The organism is Pedobacter nototheniae, from assembly GCF_032678625.1.
Classification (GTDB): domain Bacteria; phylum Bacteroidota; class Bacteroidia; order Sphingobacteriales; family Sphingobacteriaceae; genus Pedobacter; species Pedobacter nototheniae_A.
The window spans coordinates 53,288-74,509 of the sequence record NZ_JAVTSO010000002.1; the positions used below are offsets into that span (position 1 = coordinate 53,288).

General features: G+C 35.5%; 25 protein-coding genes. 13 read left to right on the top strand and 12 right to left on the bottom strand.

The features are described from left to right. Position 1: 1 nt before the first annotated feature. Positions 2–145 (top strand): DUF5522 domain-containing protein, encoded by a 144-nt coding sequence (locus tag R2Q77_RS05960; RefSeq protein ID WP_162799929.1) that lies wholly within the window; start codon positions 2–4, stop codon positions 143–145. Here the strand turns inward: R2Q77_RS05960 and R2Q77_RS05965 are convergent, their stop codons facing one another. The 4 genes from R2Q77_RS05965 to R2Q77_RS05980 form a co-directional block, all read right to left on the bottom strand. Beyond that, entirely contained in the window at positions 146–913 is a 768-nt protein-coding gene (locus R2Q77_RS05965; RefSeq protein ID WP_316802803.1) for a Uma2 family endonuclease, read from the bottom strand. Between the two features lie 62 nt (positions 914–975). After that, on the bottom strand, positions 976–1,698 hold the full coding sequence (locus R2Q77_RS05970; RefSeq protein WP_316802804.1) for a ZIP family metal transporter: 723 nt from the start codon (positions 1,696–1,698) through the stop codon (positions 976–978). Between the two features lies 1 nt (position 1,699). After that, positions 1,700–2,263 (bottom strand): phosphatase PAP2 family protein, encoded by a 564-nt coding sequence (locus tag R2Q77_RS05975; RefSeq protein WP_316802805.1) that lies wholly within the window; start codon positions 2,261–2,263, stop codon positions 1,700–1,702. Continuing rightward, positions 2,260–2,991, bottom strand: a complete 732-nt coding sequence (locus tag R2Q77_RS05980; RefSeq protein ID WP_316802806.1) for a class I SAM-dependent methyltransferase — start codon at positions 2,989–2,991, stop codon at positions 2,260–2,262. The genes R2Q77_RS05975 and R2Q77_RS05980 overlap by 4 nt, the downstream gene beginning before the upstream one ends. Before the next feature lie 239 nt (positions 2,992–3,230). Between R2Q77_RS05980 and glmM the strand changes: the two genes are divergently transcribed. The 5 genes from glmM (at position 3,231) to R2Q77_RS06005 (ending at position 7,711) form a co-directional block, all read left to right on the top strand. After that, positions 3,231–4,613 carry a phosphoglucosamine mutase gene (gene glmM / locus R2Q77_RS05985; RefSeq protein ID WP_316802807.1) on the top strand — a complete coding sequence of 461 codons (1,383 nt, stop codon included), beginning with the start codon at positions 3,231–3,233 and terminating at the stop codon, positions 4,611–4,613. An 18-nt stretch (positions 4,614–4,631) separates the two neighbouring features. Continuing rightward, the gene (locus tag R2Q77_RS05990) at positions 4,632–5,780 is read left to right on the top strand and encodes a cysteine desulfurase family protein (RefSeq protein ID WP_316802808.1); all 1,149 of its coding nucleotides are present in this window, start codon (positions 4,632–4,634) and stop codon (positions 5,778–5,780) included. A 373-nt stretch (positions 5,781–6,153) separates the two neighbouring features. Further along, complete coding sequence (locus R2Q77_RS05995; protein ID WP_316802809.1) at positions 6,154–6,357, top strand: hypothetical protein; 204 nt, start codon at positions 6,154–6,156, stop codon at positions 6,355–6,357. 170 nt (positions 6,358–6,527) lie between these two features. After that, positions 6,528–6,731, top strand: a complete 204-nt coding sequence (locus R2Q77_RS06000) for a hypothetical protein (protein WP_316802810.1) — start codon at positions 6,528–6,530, stop codon at positions 6,729–6,731. 80 nt (positions 6,732–6,811) lie between these two features. Next, complete coding sequence (locus R2Q77_RS06005; protein WP_316802811.1) at positions 6,812–7,711, top strand: MBL fold metallo-hydrolase; 900 nt, start codon at positions 6,812–6,814, stop codon at positions 7,709–7,711. A gap of 2 nt (positions 7,712–7,713) precedes the next feature. Here the strand turns inward: R2Q77_RS06005 and R2Q77_RS06010 are convergent, their stop codons facing one another. Then, the gene (locus tag R2Q77_RS06010; RefSeq protein WP_316802812.1) at positions 7,714–8,931 is read right to left on the bottom strand and encodes a S41 family peptidase; all 1,218 of its coding nucleotides are present in this window, start codon (positions 8,929–8,931) and stop codon (positions 7,714–7,716) included. Positions 8,932–9,125: 194 nt separating this feature from the next. Here R2Q77_RS06010 and R2Q77_RS06015 point away from each other — a divergent pair, with 194 nt between their 5' ends. Both R2Q77_RS06015 and R2Q77_RS06020 read left to right on the top strand, forming a co-directional pair. Continuing rightward, positions 9,126–10,457: a cytochrome ubiquinol oxidase subunit I gene (locus R2Q77_RS06015; protein ID WP_316802813.1), complete on the top strand. Its 1,332-nt coding sequence runs from the start codon at positions 9,126–9,128 to the stop codon at positions 10,455–10,457. A 2-nt stretch (positions 10,458–10,459) separates the two neighbouring features. After that, complete coding sequence (locus tag R2Q77_RS06020; protein ID WP_316802814.1) at positions 10,460–11,464, top strand: cytochrome d ubiquinol oxidase subunit II; 1,005 nt, start codon at positions 10,460–10,462, stop codon at positions 11,462–11,464. An 89-nt stretch (positions 11,465–11,553) separates the two neighbouring features. Here R2Q77_RS06020 and R2Q77_RS06025 read toward each other — a convergent pair whose 3' ends face one another. From R2Q77_RS06025 to accD, 5 genes are all read right to left on the bottom strand, one after another. Continuing rightward, positions 11,554–11,949, bottom strand: a complete 396-nt coding sequence (locus R2Q77_RS06025; protein WP_316802815.1) for an immunity 22 family protein — start codon at positions 11,947–11,949, stop codon at positions 11,554–11,556. Between the two features lie 100 nt (positions 11,950–12,049). Next, on the bottom strand, positions 12,050–13,597 hold the full coding sequence (locus R2Q77_RS06030; RefSeq protein ID WP_316802816.1) for a M20/M25/M40 family metallo-hydrolase: 1,548 nt from the start codon (positions 13,595–13,597) through the stop codon (positions 12,050–12,052). A gap of 148 nt (positions 13,598–13,745) precedes the next feature. Next, positions 13,746–14,447 (bottom strand): hypothetical protein, encoded by a 702-nt coding sequence (locus R2Q77_RS06035; RefSeq protein ID WP_316802817.1) that lies wholly within the window; start codon positions 14,445–14,447, stop codon positions 13,746–13,748. A 14-nt stretch (positions 14,448–14,461) separates the two neighbouring features. Beyond that, positions 14,462–14,926: a YciI family protein gene (locus R2Q77_RS06040; RefSeq protein ID WP_316802818.1), complete on the bottom strand. Its 465-nt coding sequence runs from the start codon at positions 14,924–14,926 to the stop codon at positions 14,462–14,464. Positions 14,927–15,049: 123 nt separating this feature from the next. Then, the gene (accD, locus tag R2Q77_RS06045) at positions 15,050–15,895 is read right to left on the bottom strand and encodes an acetyl-CoA carboxylase, carboxyltransferase subunit beta (RefSeq protein ID WP_316802819.1); all 846 of its coding nucleotides are present in this window, start codon (positions 15,893–15,895) and stop codon (positions 15,050–15,052) included. A 287-nt stretch (positions 15,896–16,182) separates the two neighbouring features. Here accD and fbaA point away from each other — a divergent pair, with 287 nt between their 5' ends. The 5 genes from fbaA to R2Q77_RS06070 all read left to right on the top strand — a co-directional run bounded on the left by fbaA (position 16,183) and on the right by R2Q77_RS06070 (position 19,760). After that, positions 16,183–17,262, top strand: a complete 1,080-nt coding sequence (gene fbaA / locus R2Q77_RS06050) for a class II fructose-bisphosphate aldolase (RefSeq protein WP_025143873.1) — start codon at positions 16,183–16,185, stop codon at positions 17,260–17,262. Between the two features lie 130 nt (positions 17,263–17,392). After that, complete coding sequence (locus tag R2Q77_RS06055; protein WP_316802820.1) at positions 17,393–17,875, top strand: low affinity iron permease family protein; 483 nt, start codon at positions 17,393–17,395, stop codon at positions 17,873–17,875. Then, a complete protein-coding gene (locus R2Q77_RS06060) occupies positions 17,875–18,297 on the top strand; it encodes a GNAT family N-acetyltransferase (RefSeq protein WP_316802821.1) in 423 nt (140 codons plus the stop codon). Before R2Q77_RS06055 ends, R2Q77_RS06060 begins: the two co-directional genes overlap by 1 nt. A 25-nt stretch (positions 18,298–18,322) precedes the next feature. Further along, a complete protein-coding gene (locus R2Q77_RS06065) occupies positions 18,323–18,904 on the top strand; it encodes a Crp/Fnr family transcriptional regulator (RefSeq protein ID WP_316802822.1) in 582 nt (193 codons plus the stop codon). Between the two features lie 67 nt (positions 18,905–18,971). Continuing rightward, entirely contained in the window at positions 18,972–19,760 is a 789-nt protein-coding gene (locus R2Q77_RS06070) for an SDR family oxidoreductase (RefSeq protein WP_316802823.1), read from the top strand. A gap of 48 nt (positions 19,761–19,808) precedes the next feature. Here the strand turns inward: R2Q77_RS06070 and R2Q77_RS06075 are convergent, their stop codons facing one another. Together R2Q77_RS06075 and R2Q77_RS06080 are read right to left on the bottom strand one after the other, a co-directional pair. Next, positions 19,809–20,669: a hydroxymethylglutaryl-CoA lyase gene (locus tag R2Q77_RS06075; RefSeq protein ID WP_316802824.1), complete on the bottom strand. Its 861-nt coding sequence runs from the start codon at positions 20,667–20,669 to the stop codon at positions 19,809–19,811. 101 nt (positions 20,670–20,770) lie between these two features. Then, positions 20,771–21,220: a methylglyoxal synthase gene (locus R2Q77_RS06080; protein ID WP_316802825.1), complete on the bottom strand. Its 450-nt coding sequence runs from the start codon at positions 21,218–21,220 to the stop codon at positions 20,771–20,773. Positions 21,221–21,222 lie beyond the last annotated feature (2 nt).

The window sequence follows — 21,222 nt, forward strand, 5'->3', positions numbered from 1 at the left end:
AATGAAAGAAGGAGAGGATTTTTATTTTAATGAAGATGGATTAATGGTTTTTACAGAAGCTTACCATTTAAAAAGAGGTTATTGCTGTAAAAATAAGTGCAAACATTGCCCTTGGGGTTATGGAAAGAAAAAAGAAAAGAAGTAGCTATACCTTAATAGAAACTTTATTGTAAATATCAGACAAAGGGATTTCAAACCCCAATGAAGTAAACTGTAAAGCCTCGTTTATGTTTTTGTATTCTTTTAATTCCCAGTTTCGTTTTTCGTTAATGTAAAACGCTTCCACTGATATAGATTCAGAATCCACTAAAATATATTCTTTTAATGATGGAATATCCCTGTAAAGCTTAAATTTGTTTCCCCTGTCGTAAGTTTTAGTAGAAGCTGATAATATCTCGATAATGATTGATGGGCGGATAGCTGTATTTTCATCAGTAGTATGCTGAGCCATTTCATCACAATAAATAGAAATATCAGGGTATGTAAATAACGTGTTTTCTGGAATTTCCATACGTTTATCACTACCAAAAGGGCGACAAGATTTACCTTTGAGTTTTATGCCAATTTCAATAAAGAGATTACTGAAAATTTCGTTGTGTGCCTCACTTGCCCCAGCCATAGCGAAGATATCTCCTTGGAAATATTCGTGTTTTTCGGCAGATGAATTTTCCTTTTCAAGATATTCTGCAACAGTATATTTTTGTTTAAGATAATCTACAGCAGGTTCATTAACCTCGTTTTCCATACCATCTGAATTAATTAAACTTTGATCGCGTGCCTGGTTCATGGGGTAAATTTCTCCTTGGAAATATTCGTGTTTTTCGGCAGATAAATTTTCCTTTTCAAGATATTCTGCAACGGTATATTTTCGTTTAGGATAATTTACTTCAGGCTCATCAACTCTATTATTCATAAAATCAAGTTAATGAAAATAAATGGGTTAGCACAACAAAGTTCTCAACAGGGAAAAGCAGATTAATGTGAATGGCCTAAGAAAAAACCAATTAAGGCTACGCCAATTCCTAATAAAACGGCGATCATTTTTCTGATATTTATTTTATGATCGGCACTCGACTCAAACAATATCGTTGTAGAAATGTGTAAGAAGATACCAATAACAATACCCATAATTTTATTGAAATAAGCCTCTAGGCCACCAATGGAACCATTGCTTAAACCCATACTTACATAAAAGCCTAATGGAGCCATTATGGCAAATATAACCAGGTAAACCATAATACTGCCTTTTTTAAAATGATTTTGCATTAAAATACTGGCCAGGGCAAATGCTGCAGGAATATGGTGTAGTGATATTCCAAAAATTAATTCATTGTGTTGATCTTTTGCCAAGGGCATTCCTTCCAAAAAAGCATGTAAGCACAAGCTAATCATAATGCCATAAGGAAAGGCATGCCCGTCATGATGTTTATGTATATGCCCATGTTCTACACCTTCAGAGAATTGTTCAAGAAAAACCTGAAGCAAAAATCCAATCAGGATAAAAATTCCAATTTCTCCCTTATCCGGGCCACTGTAAGCATCAGGGATTAAATGTAAAACCGTAATGGCAAATAAATAAGCACCACTAAAAGATAAAATTAACTTTAAAAGTTTTGATTTATCGCTTTTTACTAAAAAGATAGCCGATCCGCCCAAGAAGGCGCAGAAAAAAAGTACACAAATTTTCCAGACTTCCATTTTAAAAATCGGGTTGAAGTTTTTTAAATATTCTTGAACAAATAAAGCCAATTAAACTACCCAGTAAGGCACCTGTGGTTACATCTACAGGATAATGTACCCCAACATAAACCTGAGCAAAACTTATAATAAAAGCCCAGAATAAACCAATAGGTAAAATGGGTTTCCACCGGCTGTAGAATACAAAAATGATGAAAACTGCAATAGCAAAATGATTTGTTGCATGTGCTGAAGGAAAACTCATTCCGCTGCCGCAGGGCACACGATGGATAATATCATTAACCAATGAAGGTTCGTTACAAGGCCTTAATCTGGCTACAAATGGTTTAATTAACCTTGAAGAAATTAAATCACCCATGGCAAAAGTAAAAAGAATCATGCCAATGATGTAATAGCCTTGCTTTTTGTACTGCTTTATGCAAAAAACAATAATAAAGAGGTAAAGGGGTGCCCAGAAAAAGCGGTTGCGCAATAAAGGCATCAGCCAATCAAAAAATCCATTGGATAATCCACGATGGATTTTCAAAAACAACTCTGCATCAAACTGCTGAATGCTTTCTATCATGCTTTTTTGCAAATTAAAATTAACCGGTCAGAATTTTCTTCGTTATACGGCTCAAGCGCATAACTGCCAAAGGTTTTTTCTATCACCATACCAGCTTTGGCTATCATTCTTTCAAAATCTTCTAAACTAAAAGCCTGCACACGCTCTTCAAAGTTGTAGGTTTTATGGTTATCTTCAAAATTTATCTTCTTGATAATCTTACCATCAACAACTTTTTTATCAATATTAAAACTAATTTGATCCAAAACTTTAGTTTCTGTAGAATTTAAATTTCTGATTATTTTTTCAGTATTAAAATAATCAATAACCAATATTCCGTTGGCATTTAAACTTTTTCTAAAGGTTTTTAAAGCGTTTACATGGTCTTTTTCCGTATCAAAATACCCAAAACTTGTAAAAAGGTTCAAGGCAACATCAAAATAGTTGATGTAGAATAAGCGGCGCATATCGTGCACTAAGAAATGCAGTTTTTCATTTTCAAACTGCTTTGCATATTTAATGCTTTGCTCTGATAAATCAATCCCGGTTACATTAAACCCTTTTTTATTCAGGTAAATGGAATGCCTTCCTTTACCACATGCAATATCCAGCATTTTAGAATCAGCAACCGGATTTAAAAAATCAGTTAGGTTGTCGATAAAAAATTCGGCTTCAGCATCGTTTCTTTGTTGGTATAGGATATGATAATAAGGAGAATTAAACCAATATTGAAACCACTTGCGTTGCATAAAAAGCCGTATTTATTTTTGAAAGGGGCAAATATAAGGTTTTGCAATGGCAACAAAACTTTTGAAGATCTATTTTATGCAATATTGTTGCATAATTATATTGTGTTTTAAGCTAAATCTATTAAATACATCGTGTAAATAGATATAAAGCGAATGTAAATTAAACGGTTAGCAAGTTTAAAACTTAAGCACAATCCTGAATTTTTTCTTATTTTTGGGCATATATAAAACGAACATAAGTGACTTTAATAAAATCGATTTCAGGCATAAGAGGAACCATTGGTGGACAAGCAGGAGATGGCTTAACACCTATAGATATTGTGAAATTTACAGCCGCATTTGGTAGCTGGGTAGTTCAGAAAACAAATAATAAAAGAATAGTTTTAGGTCGTGATGCCCGTATATCAGGCGAAATGGTTAATAATTTAGTTATCGGGACCCTTCAGGGGCTTGGTATTGAGGTTATTGATTTGGGCCTGTCTACCACTCCAACAGTAGAAATTGCTGTACCTGATGAAAATGCAGGTGGAGGCATCATTTTAACAGCCAGCCATAATCCAAAACAATGGAATGCGCTTAAGTTATTAAATAGTGATGGCGAATTTATTAGCGATGCTGATGGTAAGGAAGTTTTAGACCTTGCCGAAAGTGCCAGTTTTGATTTTGCCGATGTGGATAAACTGGGTAAAGTAATCAAAAATGATACTTATCTGCAGAAACATATTGATAAAGTTTTGGCTTTACCTTTAGTGGATGTGGAAGCCATTAGAAATGCCGATTTTAAAGTTGTTATTGATTGTGTTAACTCAACAGGTGGTATTTTTATCCCTGCTTTGTTAAAAGCCTTGGGTGTAAATAAGGTTGTAGAATTATACTGTACACCTGATGGGCATTTTCCGCACAATCCCGAACCTCTTCCTGAAAACTTAACGGAGATTTCAAAAGAAGTTCAGAAACAAAATGCTGATTTAGGTATTGTTGTTGATCCGGATGTGGATCGTTTATGTTTTGTAAATGAGGATGGCAGTATGTTTGGTGAAGAGTATACTTTAGTTGCTGTTGCAGATTATATCCTTCAAAATACACCAGGAAACACGGTTTCTAACCTTTCTTCTACAAGAGCTTTACGCGATGTGACCGAAAAAGCAGGATCAGAATATAATGCTTCTGCAGTAGGTGAGGTAAACGTTGTAAATAAAATGAAAGCGACCAATGCCATTATCGGCGGTGAAGGCAATGGCGGTATTATTTACCCTGAATCTCATTATGGTAGAGATGCCTTAGTTGGAATTGCCTTGTTTTTAACGCACTTGGCTAAATTTGGTAAGCCGATTTCAGTTTTAAGAAACAGTTATCCCGGGTATTTCATTTCCAAAAATAAAATTACCCTTACGCCAGAGATGGACATAGATAATTTATTAAAACAGGTTGAAGAAAAATATAAAAATCAGCCATATAGCACCATTGATGGTTTAAAGATAGAGTTTGATAAAACATGGGTGCATTTGCGCCGTTCTAATACTGAGCCTATTATCCGTATATACAGCGAAGCTGAAAATGAAACCGTGGCAGAAAGCCTCGCTAATAAAATTATCTCTGACATAAAAGAGATTTTAAACTAAACACATACAAACACACAAATGAAAAGGGTTTATTTAGATAATGCAGCAACAACGCCTCTTGACCCTGCAGTGATTGCAGAAATGACCAATGTAATGGAGAATTACTTCGGTAATCCATCTGCTATCCATGCTTTAGGGCGTGAGGTTAGAACGTTGGTAGAGAAGGCGCGTAAAAGTGTTGCAGGTTTATTAGGTGCATCGCCCTCCGAAATATTTTTTACGTCGGGAGGTACAGAAGCAGATAATACAGCAATAAGATGTGGTATTTCTGCTTATGGCATTAAACATGCCATTACATCTAAAATAGAGCATCATGCGGTAGAACATACGCTAAACATGATGTTAAAAGATGGACAAATTGATAAACTAAGTTTTGTTAATATTGACGAAAAAGGAAATATCGATTATGCGCACCTGGAAGAATTGCTGCAAAATAACGAACGTACATTTGTTTCTTTAATGCATGCCAATAACGAGTTAGGTACGTTAACGGATATGCAAAAAGTGGGAAACATTTGCGAAAAATACAATGCAATTTATCATGCGGATACGGTGCAGACGATGGGGCATTACCCACATAATGTTCGTGATTTAAAGGCGCATTTTATTGTTTGCGCTGCTCATAAACTGCATGGCCCTAAGGGAGTAGGTTTTTTATACGTAAACAGCAATATTAAAATTCCACCAATGATTTACGGAGGTGCACAAGAACGCAATATGCGTGGTGGTACAGAAAACGTATATGGAATTGTAGGATTGGCTAAAGCTTTAGAAATGGCTTACGCGGATATGGAAGCACATCAAAACCATATTCAGGGCTTAAAGGATTATTTAAAAGAACAATTAATTGCCGAAATTCCAGGTATCGGTTTTAATGGCGAAACAGATGCAGATAAAAGCCTTTATACGGTTTTAAATGTATCGTTCCCTGAAATGGACATGGCAGATATGCTGTTGTTTAATTTAGATATTAACGGCATTTGTGCCTCAGGTGGTAGTGCCTGTTCTTCGGGTTCTAACATTGGTTCGCATGTGTTAAATGGTATCCATGCCGATCCAAACCGTCCTTCGGTGCGTTTTTCTTTTAGTAAGTATACCACTAAAGAAGAGCTTGATTATGTAATCGAAAAAGTTAAAATGGTGGTAAAACAGAATGCTTTAGCATAAAAATATCATTAACCAAATAGGAGCGTCCCGGCATAAACCGGGACTTTTTTTGTGGCCTTGCCAATAGCCAATAATCTATAGTGTTCCATTCCAACCAGGTTTATATCCATGAACCAGTGCTACTGTTTATGCTTTACTGAATCTGGTTTGTGGTTTTTAGCACTAAACTGATTAAAAATCTCTTGCAAAATTCAAAAAATAAACTTACATTTAATTAACATAAAGGCAATTCACGCCATTTTACCTGTTGTTCCATAACGAAACCTTATCAAATATCCTATGGTATAAGGTTAAGCAAATTTTAAAAAGCTTTTTTATACGTATTAAATGTTAACCCTGGAAGCCCGGCAAGTTTTCAATAATCTATATCATCATGGAAAAGAACCACAACACTCAAAATCTGGAAAATGCTAAATTGGAAGAAAAGTTAAATGAAGAAAGAAAACATATTTATAAGTTCATCTTCAATCCTTTTTCTTTCGAATCTTCTAACCATTTTAATAAAATCCATAAAAGAAGGTTTCATTCTTTCGGGTGCATCCATGAGCTGGGAAAGCTACCTGGGGCTATGTTATAAATAAGCTATCCATATCTTTTATTTTAAATGTAAGGAGAGAATCTTTAAAATCTTGTTTGGTCGCTTATCAAGCATTAGATGATTCTTTTGCCTAATCCCATTCCTAAAACAACTAATAAAAACAATCTTGTTTTTTGCTTGTTCCTATAATAAATCAATTTACAATTACTATGGAAACGAATAAAGAAAAAGGTAAAGTTGTTGAGAACGATTTACTGGATAAAACCGCAGAGGACATTAAAGAAGATAGAAAATTGGATGAGAATAAGTCATCCAAGGTAACAACCAACCTGTTTAATAAAGATAAAGACCGTGAAAATAATTCCTTTGGTCCGGGGCACGAACCTGGTGCAACACCTGGTTCGGGAATATAATTATACTTACCGTTTTTTACCTCAAAAAACATTAAATTTAAACCACAGCAATTGCTGTGGTTTTTTAAGTTAACCCTATTATGGAAAGAAGAAATTTCATCAAAAACTCTGCATTAACCCTTGCCTTGTTGGCTATGTATAAAACAGATGTATTGGCCGGGCAAAATTTATTAAGGGCTTATAATTTTAAACCCATACGTAATAATGTAGGTGTATTTACGGAACAAGGTGGTACTATTGGCTGGTTAAACTCTTCGAGTGGTTTTGTAGTTGTTGATGCTCAATTTCCAGCTTCTGCACCCCATGTAATAGAGGAATTAAAAAAACTTGGCGAAAAACCATTTAAATATTTAATCAATACACATCATCACGGAGATCATACGGCCGGTAATATTGCTTTTAAAGGTTTGGCAGAAAAGGTTGTAGCACACCAAAATTCTTTAATTAATCAAAGAAAAGCAGCAGAAAAGGCCAATAACCTGGATCAGCAGCTTTTACCGGATACCACCTTTGGAACCGGTTGGAAAACGAAAGTAGGCGATGAAAAAATCAGCGCTTATTATTATGGATCCGGGCACACTAATGGCGATGCCGTTTATCATTTTGAAAATGCAAATATTGTACATGTTGGCGATTTGGTTTTTAACCGTAAATTTCCATATATAGACCGCGAAAATGGTGCGCATATTGGCAATTGGATTACCGCATTGGATAAAATCACTAATCAGTTTGATCAGGATACCGTATTTATTTGGGGCCATAGTTTAGATCCTGAAAAAGTAACCGGAAATAAGGCCGATGTAAAAGCTTACCAGAATTACCTTCAAAGTTTGCTTGCATTTGTTGGCAGCGAAATTAAAGCCGGTAAAAGTAAGGAAGATATTTTAAAAGCAACCAGCATACCTGGAGCAGCAGAGTGGAAAGGCGAGGGGATACAAAGGAGTATTACGGCCGCTTACGAAGAATTAAGGGGTACTTAAAGCTAATTGCCGCGTGATTGTTTATAAACGTATTCCATAGCTTCATCTTTGCCTTGTATAAAATTTTCGATTAAATAATTAATTTTTACATCTGGAAGGAGGGGACCCTTTTTGCCTTTCCAATTTTCCCAGTATTTGGTCGAATAGCCAACAACAATTTTTGTTTTTGGTAGTGTAAAACCTCTTACTTCGCCATAGTGATTGATGTTGCCACTTGTGCTTTCACCAATTAATTCAGCATTAGTATTTCTTTTTAGTTCAATAGCATTCATTAAGGCTGAAGAAAATGTTCTTTTTCCAATTAATACAAATAGTTTTCCTTTTTTATTGAGGTAGCTTGTTTTAATCGTGTCAATAAAAGGCGATAGTACTCCAGAATTTCCTCCACTGTTTGTTCTTAAATCTAAAACTATTTTATTTGGATGGTTTGTTTCAATTTCTTTAAATAAGCTCTCGTTAAATTTTGAAAATGGATTATTCTTGTCTTCCTGGCATCTCGAATAATTGAAATATAATGTACCCTTCGCTTTATTGTATTTGAACCAATAATTATCCTGGTTCCCCATCGAATAAGTTGTATTTGAGGCATTTGCCAACTCTATTTTTTTATTATTCGTTTTCAAAACTGATTTTAGTATAACTTCAGTTTCCTTTCCATTAGCGTTTTTAAAAGTGTATTGCGCTTCTTCATTAGAATTTAATATGCCCAGGCCTTTCAAAAAAGCCGGGTTATTCAGGAAGTTTAAAAGCCAGACCTCGAAATAAGATTTATTTTCGCTTTGTATAACTTGTTTAAAACGACCGATAATTGATTTTATCGGTTGGCCATTAATGCGGGTAAGTTCAAACGTAAGTTGGTTTGCATGGGCTGAATCAATGCCAACAACATAAATTCCTTTCTTAAAAATATCAAACTGCACAGGTAGAATTTTGGTGTAGGGCGGTTCTATTCTGGTGTGTTCATCACCTATGGAAACAATCAGTTTAAAAAGTTCTGCAGTAAAGGTTTCATAATTCAGCTCATTAACCTGGAGTTTAATGTTGTTGATTTTATTTTCGAAATCCGATTTGTTGATTTTTAAGAATAAATTTTTATGTTTTTGTGGTAATGTATCCTTCAGATATTCCAAATCACTCAAAAAATCACTCGCTGAAGGGGTTTGTGAAAAAGCAGGAGATATAAAAAATAACAGAAATATAAATAAGATGCACTTCTTCATTCGTTTTAGCAATTTTTTAATAGACAACATACGATTTAATAAGTTGCATCGAATACTAAATAATAATTCATTAGCATCTTTTTTTCTCAATTTATAAACGTTCTATATTTGAAATAACCTTTTTAGTACCACTAAATTACCATAAGCTTTAATCATTAACAGTTATATTTGTTACAATTCAAAAATCAGAATTTATGGATGATTTTATAGCTGCCCGTTCCCAAATGGCCCTATCATTGGGTTTTCATATTATTTTTTCCTGTATTGGTATGGTTATGCCGTTTTTTATGGCCGTATCGCACTACAAATGGTTAAAAACAAATAATGAAGTTTATAAGAATATAACCAAAGCCTGGAGCAAAGGTGTTGCTATTTTTTTTGCTACAGGAGCTGTTTCCGGTACCATGTTATCCTTTGAACTGGGTTTATTATGGCCAAAGTTTATGGAACATGCAGGCCCTATTTTTGGTATGCCTTTTTCTTTAGAAGGTACTGCCTTTTTTATTGAAGCCATTGCATTGGGTTTTTTCCTATACGGCTGGAACAAACTTAATAAATGGTTTCACTGGTTTACCGGTATGGTGGTTGGGGTTAGTGGTTTGGCATCGGGCATTTTGGTTGTTGCAGCCAATGCCTGGATGAATAGCCCTGCCGGATTTGACTTTGTAAACGGACAGTATTTAAATATAGATCCTATTCAGGCCATGTTTAATAAAGCCTGGTTTACGCAGGTCCTGCATATGTGTTTAGCTGCTTTTACGGCCACTGGTTTTGCTGTGGCTGGCGTACATGCCTTAATGGTATTGCGAAATAGCAATAAAGAGTTCCATTTAAAGGCATTCAAAATTGCAGCCATTTTTGCCTGCATAGGCGCTTTATTACAACCGTTAAGCGGCGATTTATCTGCCAAGGACGTTGCAAAAAGGCAACCTGCAAAATTAGCGGCCATGGAAGCGCTGTATAAAACCGAAAAACCTGCGCCTTTATTAATTGGTGGTATTGTTAACGAGCAGGAGAAAACAGTTAAAATGGCCATTCAACTTCCAGGCGCATTGAGCTTTTTGGCACATGGTGATTTTAAAGCTGAAGTTAAAGGTTTAGACCAGATTCCTGAAGATCAGCATCCGCCGGTAGCCATAACACATTATGCTTTTCAAATTATGGTTGGCATTGGTACGCTTCTTTTGCTTATTGCCATCATTTATTTTATAACCCTGTTTAAAAAGAAACCGCTTACTGATAAGCGCTGGTTGCTTAAATTATTCGTTTATGCAATTCCTTTAGGTTATATAGCCCTTGAAGCCGGTTGGGTGGTTACAGAAGTTGGGCGGCAACCCTGGATTATTTATGGCATTATGCGAACAAAGGATGCCGTTACACCTATGCCCGGTATTGCTTATTCTTTTTATATTTTCTCGGCTATTTATATTTCCTTAGGCATAATTGTGGCCTTTTTGTTGTACCGTCAGATTAAAATGGTACCCGTTTTATACAATAATTCACCATCAGAAACCCAAAAGAACTAATTATGGAATACGTGGTAATTATCTTTTTGTGTTTAGCCATTTTGCTCTACTTCTTATTGGGTGGGGCCGATTTTGGTGCAGGAATTATCGAACTTTTTACTTCTACAAAAAATAGGAGCAAAACCCGAAAAACCATGTATCAGGCCATTGGGCCGGTTTGGGAGGCCAATCACATGTGGCTCATAATTGCTATTGTGATTCTTTTTGTAGGCTTTCCTCACATTTACACCACCATGTCGGTTTACCTGCATATTCCATTGGCCATTATGCTTATCGGGATTATTGCCCGGGGTACAGCTTTTGTATTCCGTCATTATGATGCTGTTAAAGATGATATGCAGTGGTTGTACAACCGGATATTCAGGTATTCGAGTTTTGTTACCGCATTATTCCTCGGTATTATTGCCGGGAGTGTAATTTCAGGGCATATAGATACCAGCGCAACTGATTTTGTATCCGCCTACGTTTATAGCTGGTTAAACTGGTTTTCCATTTCAGTAGGTTTGTTTACGGTTGCTCTTTGTGGCTTTTTGGCTGCTATTTATTTAATCGGAGAAACAAAAGATGCACACGATAAAAAAAGGTTTATTAAAAAAGCAGAATTTATGAATATTGCTGCAGTTGTATTTGGAGCAATGGTCTTTATTGCAGCGCTAAAAGAAGATGTTCCGCTGGTGGATTGGGTTTTTAAAAATACCGTTGGGCTTTCGGCTGTTGTTTTAGCAAGTTTATCCCTTGTTTTACTCTGGTATTTGCTACTCAAAGGAAAAACTAAAATTCTACGTGTTTTAGCAGGCTTTCAGGTTACTATGATCCTTTTGGCGATAAGTTATGCCCACTTTCCTAATTTCATCCGCTTAAAGGGGGGAAATACAATTTCTTTATTTAATACCATCGGACCAGAGAAAACGATTTACAGTTTGGGTTTAGCTCTTTTATTGGGTAGTGTTTTGATTTTACCTTTCTTAGGGTATTTATTTTATAAGTTTCAGAAAAAGGAGGAGTAGGGGTTTTATTATCCTAAGGTATTTAGCGGCTACAGAGGTTTTTTTTGATAAACTCTGTATGCCTTTTCTCACTTTAAGCGTATATTTTTTTAAACCTCGTATTCAATTTCTCCAAGATAATGCAAATCGAAATTCTTTCTGTTTACACTTACAGGATTTTCAATCTCACTTTTGTTGATAAAAGCAATGGCATTTAAATCGGTTAAGTTAAGTGCATTAATTTTAGTTTCTAAGGCATCCATCCATTTCGCTGCATAAGAATACTTGCCAAACTTTTCGTTAACAGGTTTGGCATTATTTTCAAAACCGCATTCTAAAAAGTCAAAGTCAATCCAGTTTTCTGATTGTGACGCCGAAAATTCTGAAACATAGCCATCTGAATTTGATTCATTTTCATAAAATCGCTTGTCTTCTTCAAAAAAATCATAAAATAAATCTTCTGATTTAAAATTTCCAACCCAAAAATGGCAGATTTCAGTTTTCATACAGTAATAGTATTTTATTATAAAGAGGGCGAAATTAAACAAAAAAGAGGCTTTCCTAAAGAAAAGCCTCTTAATAATAAGATATTATAATGGATAGTCTTTATAATCCTCCTTTTCGGGTAGCTTTCTTTTGCTCAGGCCAGGTATTTGGTTTGCCTGTACGTTCGTTTACGCCCAAATCGGTCACCTTTTCATTTGAGGTCTTCTCAGGATCTTCGCAGGCCATATAAACCATAATCGCCGCTAAAATCACGTTGCTTCTAATTTCATCGAAAACTAATTTATCATAGCTATCGCGGTTTGTATGCCAGGTGTACGTGCCATAATCCCAGCTTGTAGAGCTTAACGAGAAACCAGGCGCACCAACAGCCACAAAAGATGCAAAGTCTGATCCACCACCGCCCGGAGCACCAGGAAAACTCGTCTTAATCTGGTTTTTAATCGTATCAGGAACCTTTGCCAGCCAACGTGTTAAAAAGTCTTTTGCTTTTGCAAATCCCTGTCCTGATAAATTTACGACTCTGCCCGTACCGTTATCCTGGTTAAATAAAGCCTGAAGGTTATTTACGATTTCCGGATGATCTTCGACAAAAGCCCTTGAGCCATTTAAACCTTGCTCTTCGCTGCCCCAATGGCCTACCAGGATGGTTCTTTTAGGGTTAGGATAAAATTTCTTTAATACCCTTAACGCTTCCATCATCATAATTGTACCCGATCCGTTATCGGTTGCACCACTTGCACCATCCCACGAATCGAAATGCGCAGATAACATTACATATTCATTTGGTTTTTCTTTTCCTTTAAGCTCTGCAATGGTATTAAAGGTAGGTACAACACCCATTTCTTTAGATTCTGCCTCAATTTTAATGGTAGGTTTCGAGCCGTATTGTGCCAAACGATAAACCAAGCCATAATCTTCAACAGATAAATCTACAGTAGGGATTTTAGTTGTATTTGCACCAAAAATTTTATCAACGCCAAAGCCCTGAGACCAATTATTGATGATGATACCTGCAGCACCAGCATTTTCTATCGCTAAAGCTAAGTTTTTAGCATTTAAGCCTGTTTTTGCAATTTTTGCTGCCCATGCTTTTGCTGCTTCAGTTTTTTCTTTCTTAAATTTATCAAACAGATCTTTAGTTGCAAATTCTTCCCAGTTTTTTTCAGGACGGCCTGAAATCTGATTCATAGAAATCATAACCAATTTTCCTTTTACAGCCGGCAACCATTTTTGAAATGAAACAGAGTCTGTAATTTCCGGTAAAATAATAGCTTCTGCATTGATGGCTTTTCCATTGGTTGATGGGCTCCAGGCCAGTTGTGTACCCTCTAATGATCGTACCCGCGGGCTAATTAAATCGATATGGGTAATGCCTCTTTGCCAGCCTCTCCATTCGCCCCATTTTTCATTTTTAGCAGAAATACCCCAGTCGCTGTATTTTTTTACAGCCCAGTCATTTGCTTGTTTCATTTGAGGGCTGCCAACTAAACGCGGACCAACAACATCTAAAAGTTCATGTGCCAGTTTTTCCAGCTGCGAATTTTCATTTACCTCTTTAACAATTCCATCAATTACCTTATTGTTTTGCGCAAAAGCAATAGAAGAGGTAAATAAAAGGAGTGAGGGCAATAGTAATTTTTTATTCATAATTTTTCCAGTTAATTGATTAAGCTAAATTAAGAATTAAGCTATGCTTAGCCGGAAGTTAATAGAAATGTTGCACTGGAGGATAAACTATAACAACCTTCCATTGAGAATTTACTCCAATATTGAACTTGAAATAACTTTGTTAGGTTTAATGTCTTTTGATAAGATGAATGTACTTATCACCACACTCTGATAATCGAGTATATTCATTCATGGAGTTTCCATAATTTTGAATTGCAATTTCACCATCATTAAATGCACCTTCCAAATCACCTTGGTTTTCATCGCCTGGTAAACCCGAAAAAGTAATGTAATTACCATCTTCCATTCTGGAAAAGTAAACTTTGCCTTTTTTTTCTCTTTTGGTTGTTTTAAGTAAATAAACATATTCACCTTTAACATAACTAATTTTGATGCTTAGTTTGCAATCATTATCAGATTCGGTTACACTGTAATTTCCAGTGATCACTTTTGGTAGCGGCTTATATTTTATGGGGGATATCCGGAGTTTAACCAGAAGTTCCTTTTGAGTGGTTAAATTTTTCCAGATTCCGATGAAAATTCCATTTTTTAAGGAGCCAGTTATTTTTGCAGTTTTATTGTTTAAATAATCGGTTTCAAAACAGGTAAGTTGATTGTTCTCGAGTTTACCATCCATTAGCTTGATCTCAATTCCTTTTCTTTCGTAAAAATAACTTCCAGAAAATGAGTTTCCATTATTCTTTAAGGTTACATAAACATCATAGTTTCCAATCTTTCCCTTATAGTTCTTTTCCGAATCTTGTTTGAAGAAACTGAAAGATTTTATGGATAAAAATAATATAATTGAAAGTAATAATATAGATTTCATGCAGAAGAGGTTATTTAGAAACTTGCTTTTTGAATTTTATCGTGAAAAGGTAAGTACTCCGATAATGCCGCCGAGCCATACCAATTAAATAACTCAAAATCTAACAGTTTGTTTTTAATGGCCGGATCAGTTTTTAGTAATTGTTTGGCTTCATCCTGCGATTTTGCATTGAGAATGAAAATACCACGATAGGAATGATCGTTCTTGGCAAGTGGTCCGGCTACAATTAGCTTATTAATTTCGACCAGATGACCAATATTTTTCATGTGACCAGCAAAAAGACTATCCGTTTGCACTTTTGAAGCTGTTGTATTTGTGCCCGTTTTTAAAATAACCAGCACATACATTTTCATTCCATAGTTATCAGCATCGAGTTTTTTAGCCAGTACTTCATCGTAAGCAACTTTTGGTTTTTGATCTTGAGCCTTTGCTAAATATCCTGATGCAAATAGGCAGATGAAAAGGAGTAGTTTCTTCATTTGGATTTTATTTATTTTAAAATTAAAATAATTCCTTAAAGAATAGATACAAAAAAAGCAGGGAAGGAGTAACCTAAACTCCAAAGCCCTGCTTTTTAGAAAAAATATAAAAAGTAATACTAATTAATTGTTCATCATTTTAATGAAGGCAGCCACTTTAGCCTTCATTGCCCTTCTGTCAACGATAAAGTCAAGGAAACCATGTTCTAAAACAAATTCAGAGGTTTGAAAGCCTTTAGGCAAATCTTTTTTAATCGTTTCTTTAATTACCCGCGGACCTGCAAAACCAATTAACGCACCAGGTTCTGCAATGTTAATATCGCCCAACATAGCATAAGAAGCTGTAACACCCCCTGTGGTTGGATCGGTTAATAAAGAAATGTAAGGAATTTTAGCCTGACTTAGTAAAGCCAGTTTGGCTGATGTTTTGGCCATTTGCATTAATGAGAATGCAGCCTCCATCATCCGGGCACCACCTGATTTAGAAATCATCAGGAAAGGAATTTTATGTTTAATGCTATAATCAATAGAGCGGGCAATCTTTTCACCAACTACAGATCCCATTGAACCACCGATAAAGGCAAAGTCCATACAAGCAATAACAAGTTCTTGTCCTTCCATTTTACCTACACCAGCACGAATTGCATCTTTCAGGCCTGTTTTAGCCTGGCTTTCAACAACTCTTTCTGTATAAGGTTTGTTATCGTTAAAGTTAAGCGGATCGCCGGAAGTTAAATTAGCAAAAAGCTCTTTAAACTCGTTATTGTCAAATAAAACCTCGAAATATTCTTTTGATCCTACCCTCAAATGGTAATCGCAATAGTGACAAACGTATTTGTTTTCCTGTAGTTCTGCCTGATGTAGCGGTTTTTTACAATTTGGACATTTATTCCACAAACCATCAGGTGCTTCTTTTTTCTCTTCAGTTGTGGTAATGATACCTTTATTTTCTCTTTTAAACCAAGCCATATAATTTTTTAAAGAATCGGATTGCAAAGAAACGAAAAATATAATTAAGATAAAGAATAACCAATCATCAAATCACAATAATCAAACTCGCCTGGTGTTTAGTATGGTTTGATTATTGATTATTGGAATTTGGTAATTTTTCATGGTGTGTAATATTTACACTATGGATAATGTAGTTTATACACTAAATAGGCCTTATTTTGATATTAAAGGTATAAAACTGTTGTTATAAAAGCTTGAAATGTTATTTTTTTTTATAACTTCGGACTTAATAAAATTAACAAGAAATGAGTTTAAAAGGCTATAAAGGCGTAATTTACGGAGATGCCGTTCAAGAATTATTTGAGCAGGCTAAAAAACATCAGTTTGCTTTACCGGCAGTAAACGTTACTGGTACAAATACAGTTAACGCGGTTTTAGAAACTGCAAAGGCAGTAAATTCGCCTGTTATGATTCAGTTATCAAATGGCGGTGCTCAGTTTTATGCGGGCAAATCGTTAGATAATGAGAAACTTCAAGCATGTATTTTAGGTGCTGTATCGGCGGCTAAACATGTACATTTATTGGCAGAACATTATGGTGTTGCTGTGGTTTTACATACAGACCACGCCGCTAAAAAATTATTGCCTTGGATTGATGGCCTTTTAGACCATGGTGAAAAATTCTTCGCTGAAACTGGAAAACCTTTGTTTTCATCGCATATGCTTGATTTATCAGAAGAGCCGATTGAAGAAAACATGGAAATTTCTGCTAAATATTTGGCCCGTATGGCTAAAATGAATATGACTATCGAAATCGAACTTGGTGTAACCGGTGGAGAAGAAGATGGTGTAGACAATAGTGATGTAGACAGCTCAAAATTATATACCCAGCCAAGTGAGGTTGCTTATGCTTACGAAGAATTAAGTAAAGTTTCTCCTCGTTTTACTGTTGCTGCAGCTTTTGGGAACGTACATGGTGTTTATAAACCGGGTAATGTTAAATTGCAACCGGTAATTTTGAAAAATTCTCAGGATTTCATTAAAGAGAAATTTAATTTAACGGCCGAAAAGCCAATTAATTTTGTATTTCACGGTGGTTCAGGTTCTTCTCAGGAAGAAATCAGAGAAGCAATTTCTTATGGTGCGATTAAGATGAATATTGATACTGATATGCAATGGGCATTTTGGGAAGGTATTTTAGAGTATTATAAAAAGAACGAAGCTTATCTTCAAGGTCAGATTGGTAATCCTGATGGTGATGATAAACCAAATAAAAAATATTACGATCCACGCGTTTGGTTACGTAAAGGCGAAGAAACTTTTGTAAAGCGCTTAACTACTGCTTTTGAAGATTTAAATTGCATTAATGTAAACGATAAGTTATAAAAAGCAGAAAGGTTTTTATGTTATAACGATTTTGACATTACACTTTTCTACTAAAAACAAAAGCGCCATAGGTATAAAAACTTATGGCGCTTTTCTTTGTTATGTGTTATATTTAAGCAAATGAAATATAATGAAGAATTCTAATCAAAAAGAGAAAAAAAATAGTTTTTTTGAGCGGTTTGCCAATGCGGCAACAAAATTTACAGGCAGCTCTGTTGCATTTATTGCTGCCACTGCAATTGTAATTATCTGGGCGGTAAGTGGCCCAATATTCAATTATTCTGAAACCTGGCAGTTGGTTATTAATACCGGAACAACAATTATAACCTTTTTAATGGTGTTTTTAATCCAAAAGGCACAAAATAAAGATGGGAAGGCCATTCAGTTAAAATTAAATGAGTTAATTGCAGCGCATGAAAGGGCAAGCAACCGCATGGTGGATATAGAAGACCTGACAGAAAAAGAATTAGATCAGTTGCATAAATTTTACGTTGCGCTGTCTACATTAGCCAAAAAAGAAGCCGATATTCACTGTTCTCACTCAATTGATGTTGCAACAGAACTGAATGAGTTAAAATTGAAAACAAATAAACACTTTAAAAGTCAGAAATAATGAGTTTGCTGGTTCAAAAGGTAAATCACCCTGAAGATTTAGAAAAGGTTTTTGCCATACGCAAAAAAGTCTTTGTAGAAGAACAAAATTGCCCGCCAGAGTTGGAATGGGAATATGAGGATGAGTCTATACATTTCTTGGCAACACACAACGGACAACCCTGCGGCGCGTGCCGTTGGCGTAAAACTGATGCAGGATATAAACTGGAACGTTTTGCAGTGCTAAAAGAATTTAGAGGCATGGGAGTTGGGCGTGCCTTAATTGCTGAAGCCCTGTCTGATTTGCCTGATAATGCACATTATATTTACCTGAATTCTCAATTGGATGCAATGAGTTTATATGCTAAATTCGGCTTTGTTGCCGAAGGCGATCAATTTGAGGAAGCGGGTATACAGCACTTTAAAATGGTTAAAAAAGTTTAATTGCTTTTGCTTTAAACTTACAATTATGGCCCATCACAAACTTTTAGATCTGATTGCTGCCCATATAAATTTAAATGAGGCGGATGTTAATTTAGTAAAAACATTATTTGAGCCTGTTAAACATAAAAAAAATGATTTCTTAGAAGTGGAAGATAAAATTCCACGAAATTTATACTTTATCAACAGTGGTTTTGTCCGTGTTTTTCATTATCAGAATGGCAATGAAATAACCACACATATTAACTGCCCACCTGGATTTATTACTTCATTTAATAGTTTTTTAAACCAAAGAATTTCATCGGATAATGTTAAATGCGTAACAGATTGTATTTTCCTGAAAATCAGTAGAAATAACCTTGATCTTCTTTATCAGAAAAGCGCAAACTGGGATGCTTTCGGCAAAATCATTTACGAAAAATCATTACTTTATAATGAGCAAAGAGCCTTGGACATGATCACACTTCCGGCAGATGAACGTTATTATAATTTGATGAAAAATTATCCAGAAATTATCCAGAATGTTCCTTTACAATATATAGCTTCTTATTTAGGTATAGAACCCCAGTCGTTAAGCCGGATAAGAAAAAAGGCCGCCTCTATTTCTTAACATTTGTTCAGTATTTTTTTTGTGCCGCTGTTGAACTTTACATCTTCAAAATAAGAATATTTTAAAGATGAAAAGTATTAAAGGAAAAGTTGCTTTGGTAACAGGCGCATCATCAGGTATTGGCAAAGCTTTCGCTTATAAATTAGCCGAAATGGGGGCAGATTTGATTTTAACGGCCAGGAGAGAAGATAAATTACAAGAATTAGCTGTAAAGTTGAATCATAAATATGGCATTAGGGTATTTGTTTTTGCAAACGATTTAGTTAGAAAAGAAGCGCCGGAAAAACTCTATGGCCAGGTTATAAAAGCAGGGCTGAGCGTTGATTTATTGGTTAACAATGCAGGCTATGGTAAATGGACTAACTTTTTAGATGAAACTATTGAAGCGTACGATGATATGCTGGAGCTTAATATTAATGCACTCGTTAAACTGACGCATTTATTTATTCCTGGCATGCTGGAAAAAGGAATGGGGGGAATTATAAATGTAGCTTCAACAGGTGCTTTACAGCCTTGTCCATATGTTGGCGTTTATTGTGCAAGTAAATCATTCGTTTTAGCATTTTCGGAGGCCTTGCATGGAGAATACTATAAAAAAGGGTTAACCATTACGGCACTTTGCCCGGGAAATACTACGACCGGTTTTCAGAGCATTGCAAAAGCAAATACGAAAGGAATGAGTGCGGATAGCGCCGAAACTGTAGCCGAAGCGGGAATTAAAAGTATGCTGAATGGAAAAAGCTTTAAAATTGTTGGTTTTGCAAACTATTTAACTTCATTTATTCCAAGAGTTTTCCCACGAAAAACAGTGATTAATATCGTAAGTAATATGATGTATAAAAGAGTTAACGGATAAAATTGGGTATTTCTTACATTATTCTTTTAAAAATAATGTAAGAAATATTTATCCAAAAATCTGACTGGATAAGGCCATTGCCTCATTCCATTTGTCCATATTAAGGTTTAAATTCTCACCTTTAGTATTTAAATAACGAATTACATCTTCAGTGGCAATATTCCCGGTAAGGTCATCAGCTGCCATTGGGCATCCTCCAAAACCTTTCAGGGCAGAATCAATCCTTTTTACGCCCGAATTATAAGCCGCTTCAATTTTTTCAAAACGTTCGGCAGGGGTTGAGTGCAGATGAATACCAATTTCAATATTTTCAAATTTTGAAATGAGCTTTGGTAAGATACTTTCAATTTTTTCAGGAGTAGAAACTCCTACAGTATCGGCCAAAGAAAGTATTTGAACACCCTTATTCACTAAAGTATCAGCCCACTGCTCTACGATTTCATAATTCCACTCATCGCCGTAAGGGTTACCAAAACCCATTGACAAATAAACTACAGCAGTTTTGTTATTTTTACCACAAAGCGAAATCATTTCTTCAACGGTATTTAATGATTGTAAGATGCTCGAATTGGTATTGCGTTGCTGGAAGGTTTCTGAGATCGAAAATGGGAAACCGAGGTAATGAACCTGCTCATGTGTTACTGCTTCTTCAACACCTCTTAAATTGGCTACAATAGCCAGCAATTTTGTATCTGTTTGTTCTAAATTTAAATTAGCAAGCACTTCTTTGGTATCTGCCAGCTGCGGAATGGCTTTTGGCGATACAAAACTTCCAAAATCTAACGTATCAAAACCCACTTGTAGCAATAAATTCAGGTATTTAGATTTAAGTTCAGTAGGGACAAAATCGTGTAAACCCTGCATGGCATCACGGGGGCATTCTACTAATTTAAATGGATTTTGGCTCATTTGGTTATTCTTTTATGATGATTTAAGCGTATGGGAGCAATGTTAAGTGAGGTGCTCTATAAAAAAGGAATTGCTTTTGTTCTGCCTATTACCCAATTTAATTATAAAGTTCTATTTTTATAAGCGTCGTAATCAGTCAGCGCTACCTGATAATTTCCCAGCATATAAGGCGAAGATATTAAAAAATCAGCTGTTGCTACATCGCAGGCCATTGGAATGTTCCAAACTATGCCAATGCGTAAAAGGGCTTTAACATCCGGATCGTGTGGCTGGGCTTCCATTGGATCCCAGAAAAAGATTAAAACATCAATTTCTCCCTGGGCAATCAAAGCGCCAATTTGCTGGTCGCCACCTAAGGGGCCACTTAACAACTTTCTAACAGGTAAGTTTAACCGCTCTTCAATCAGTTTGCCGGTTGTGCCTGTAGCGAGCAATTCATGACCAGCAAATGCATCACGATTTGTAGTTACCCAGTTTAACAGATCATCTTTGCGGTTATCATGCGCAACCAATGCAATCTTTTTATTTGGCGTTAATATTTTATAAGTCATTT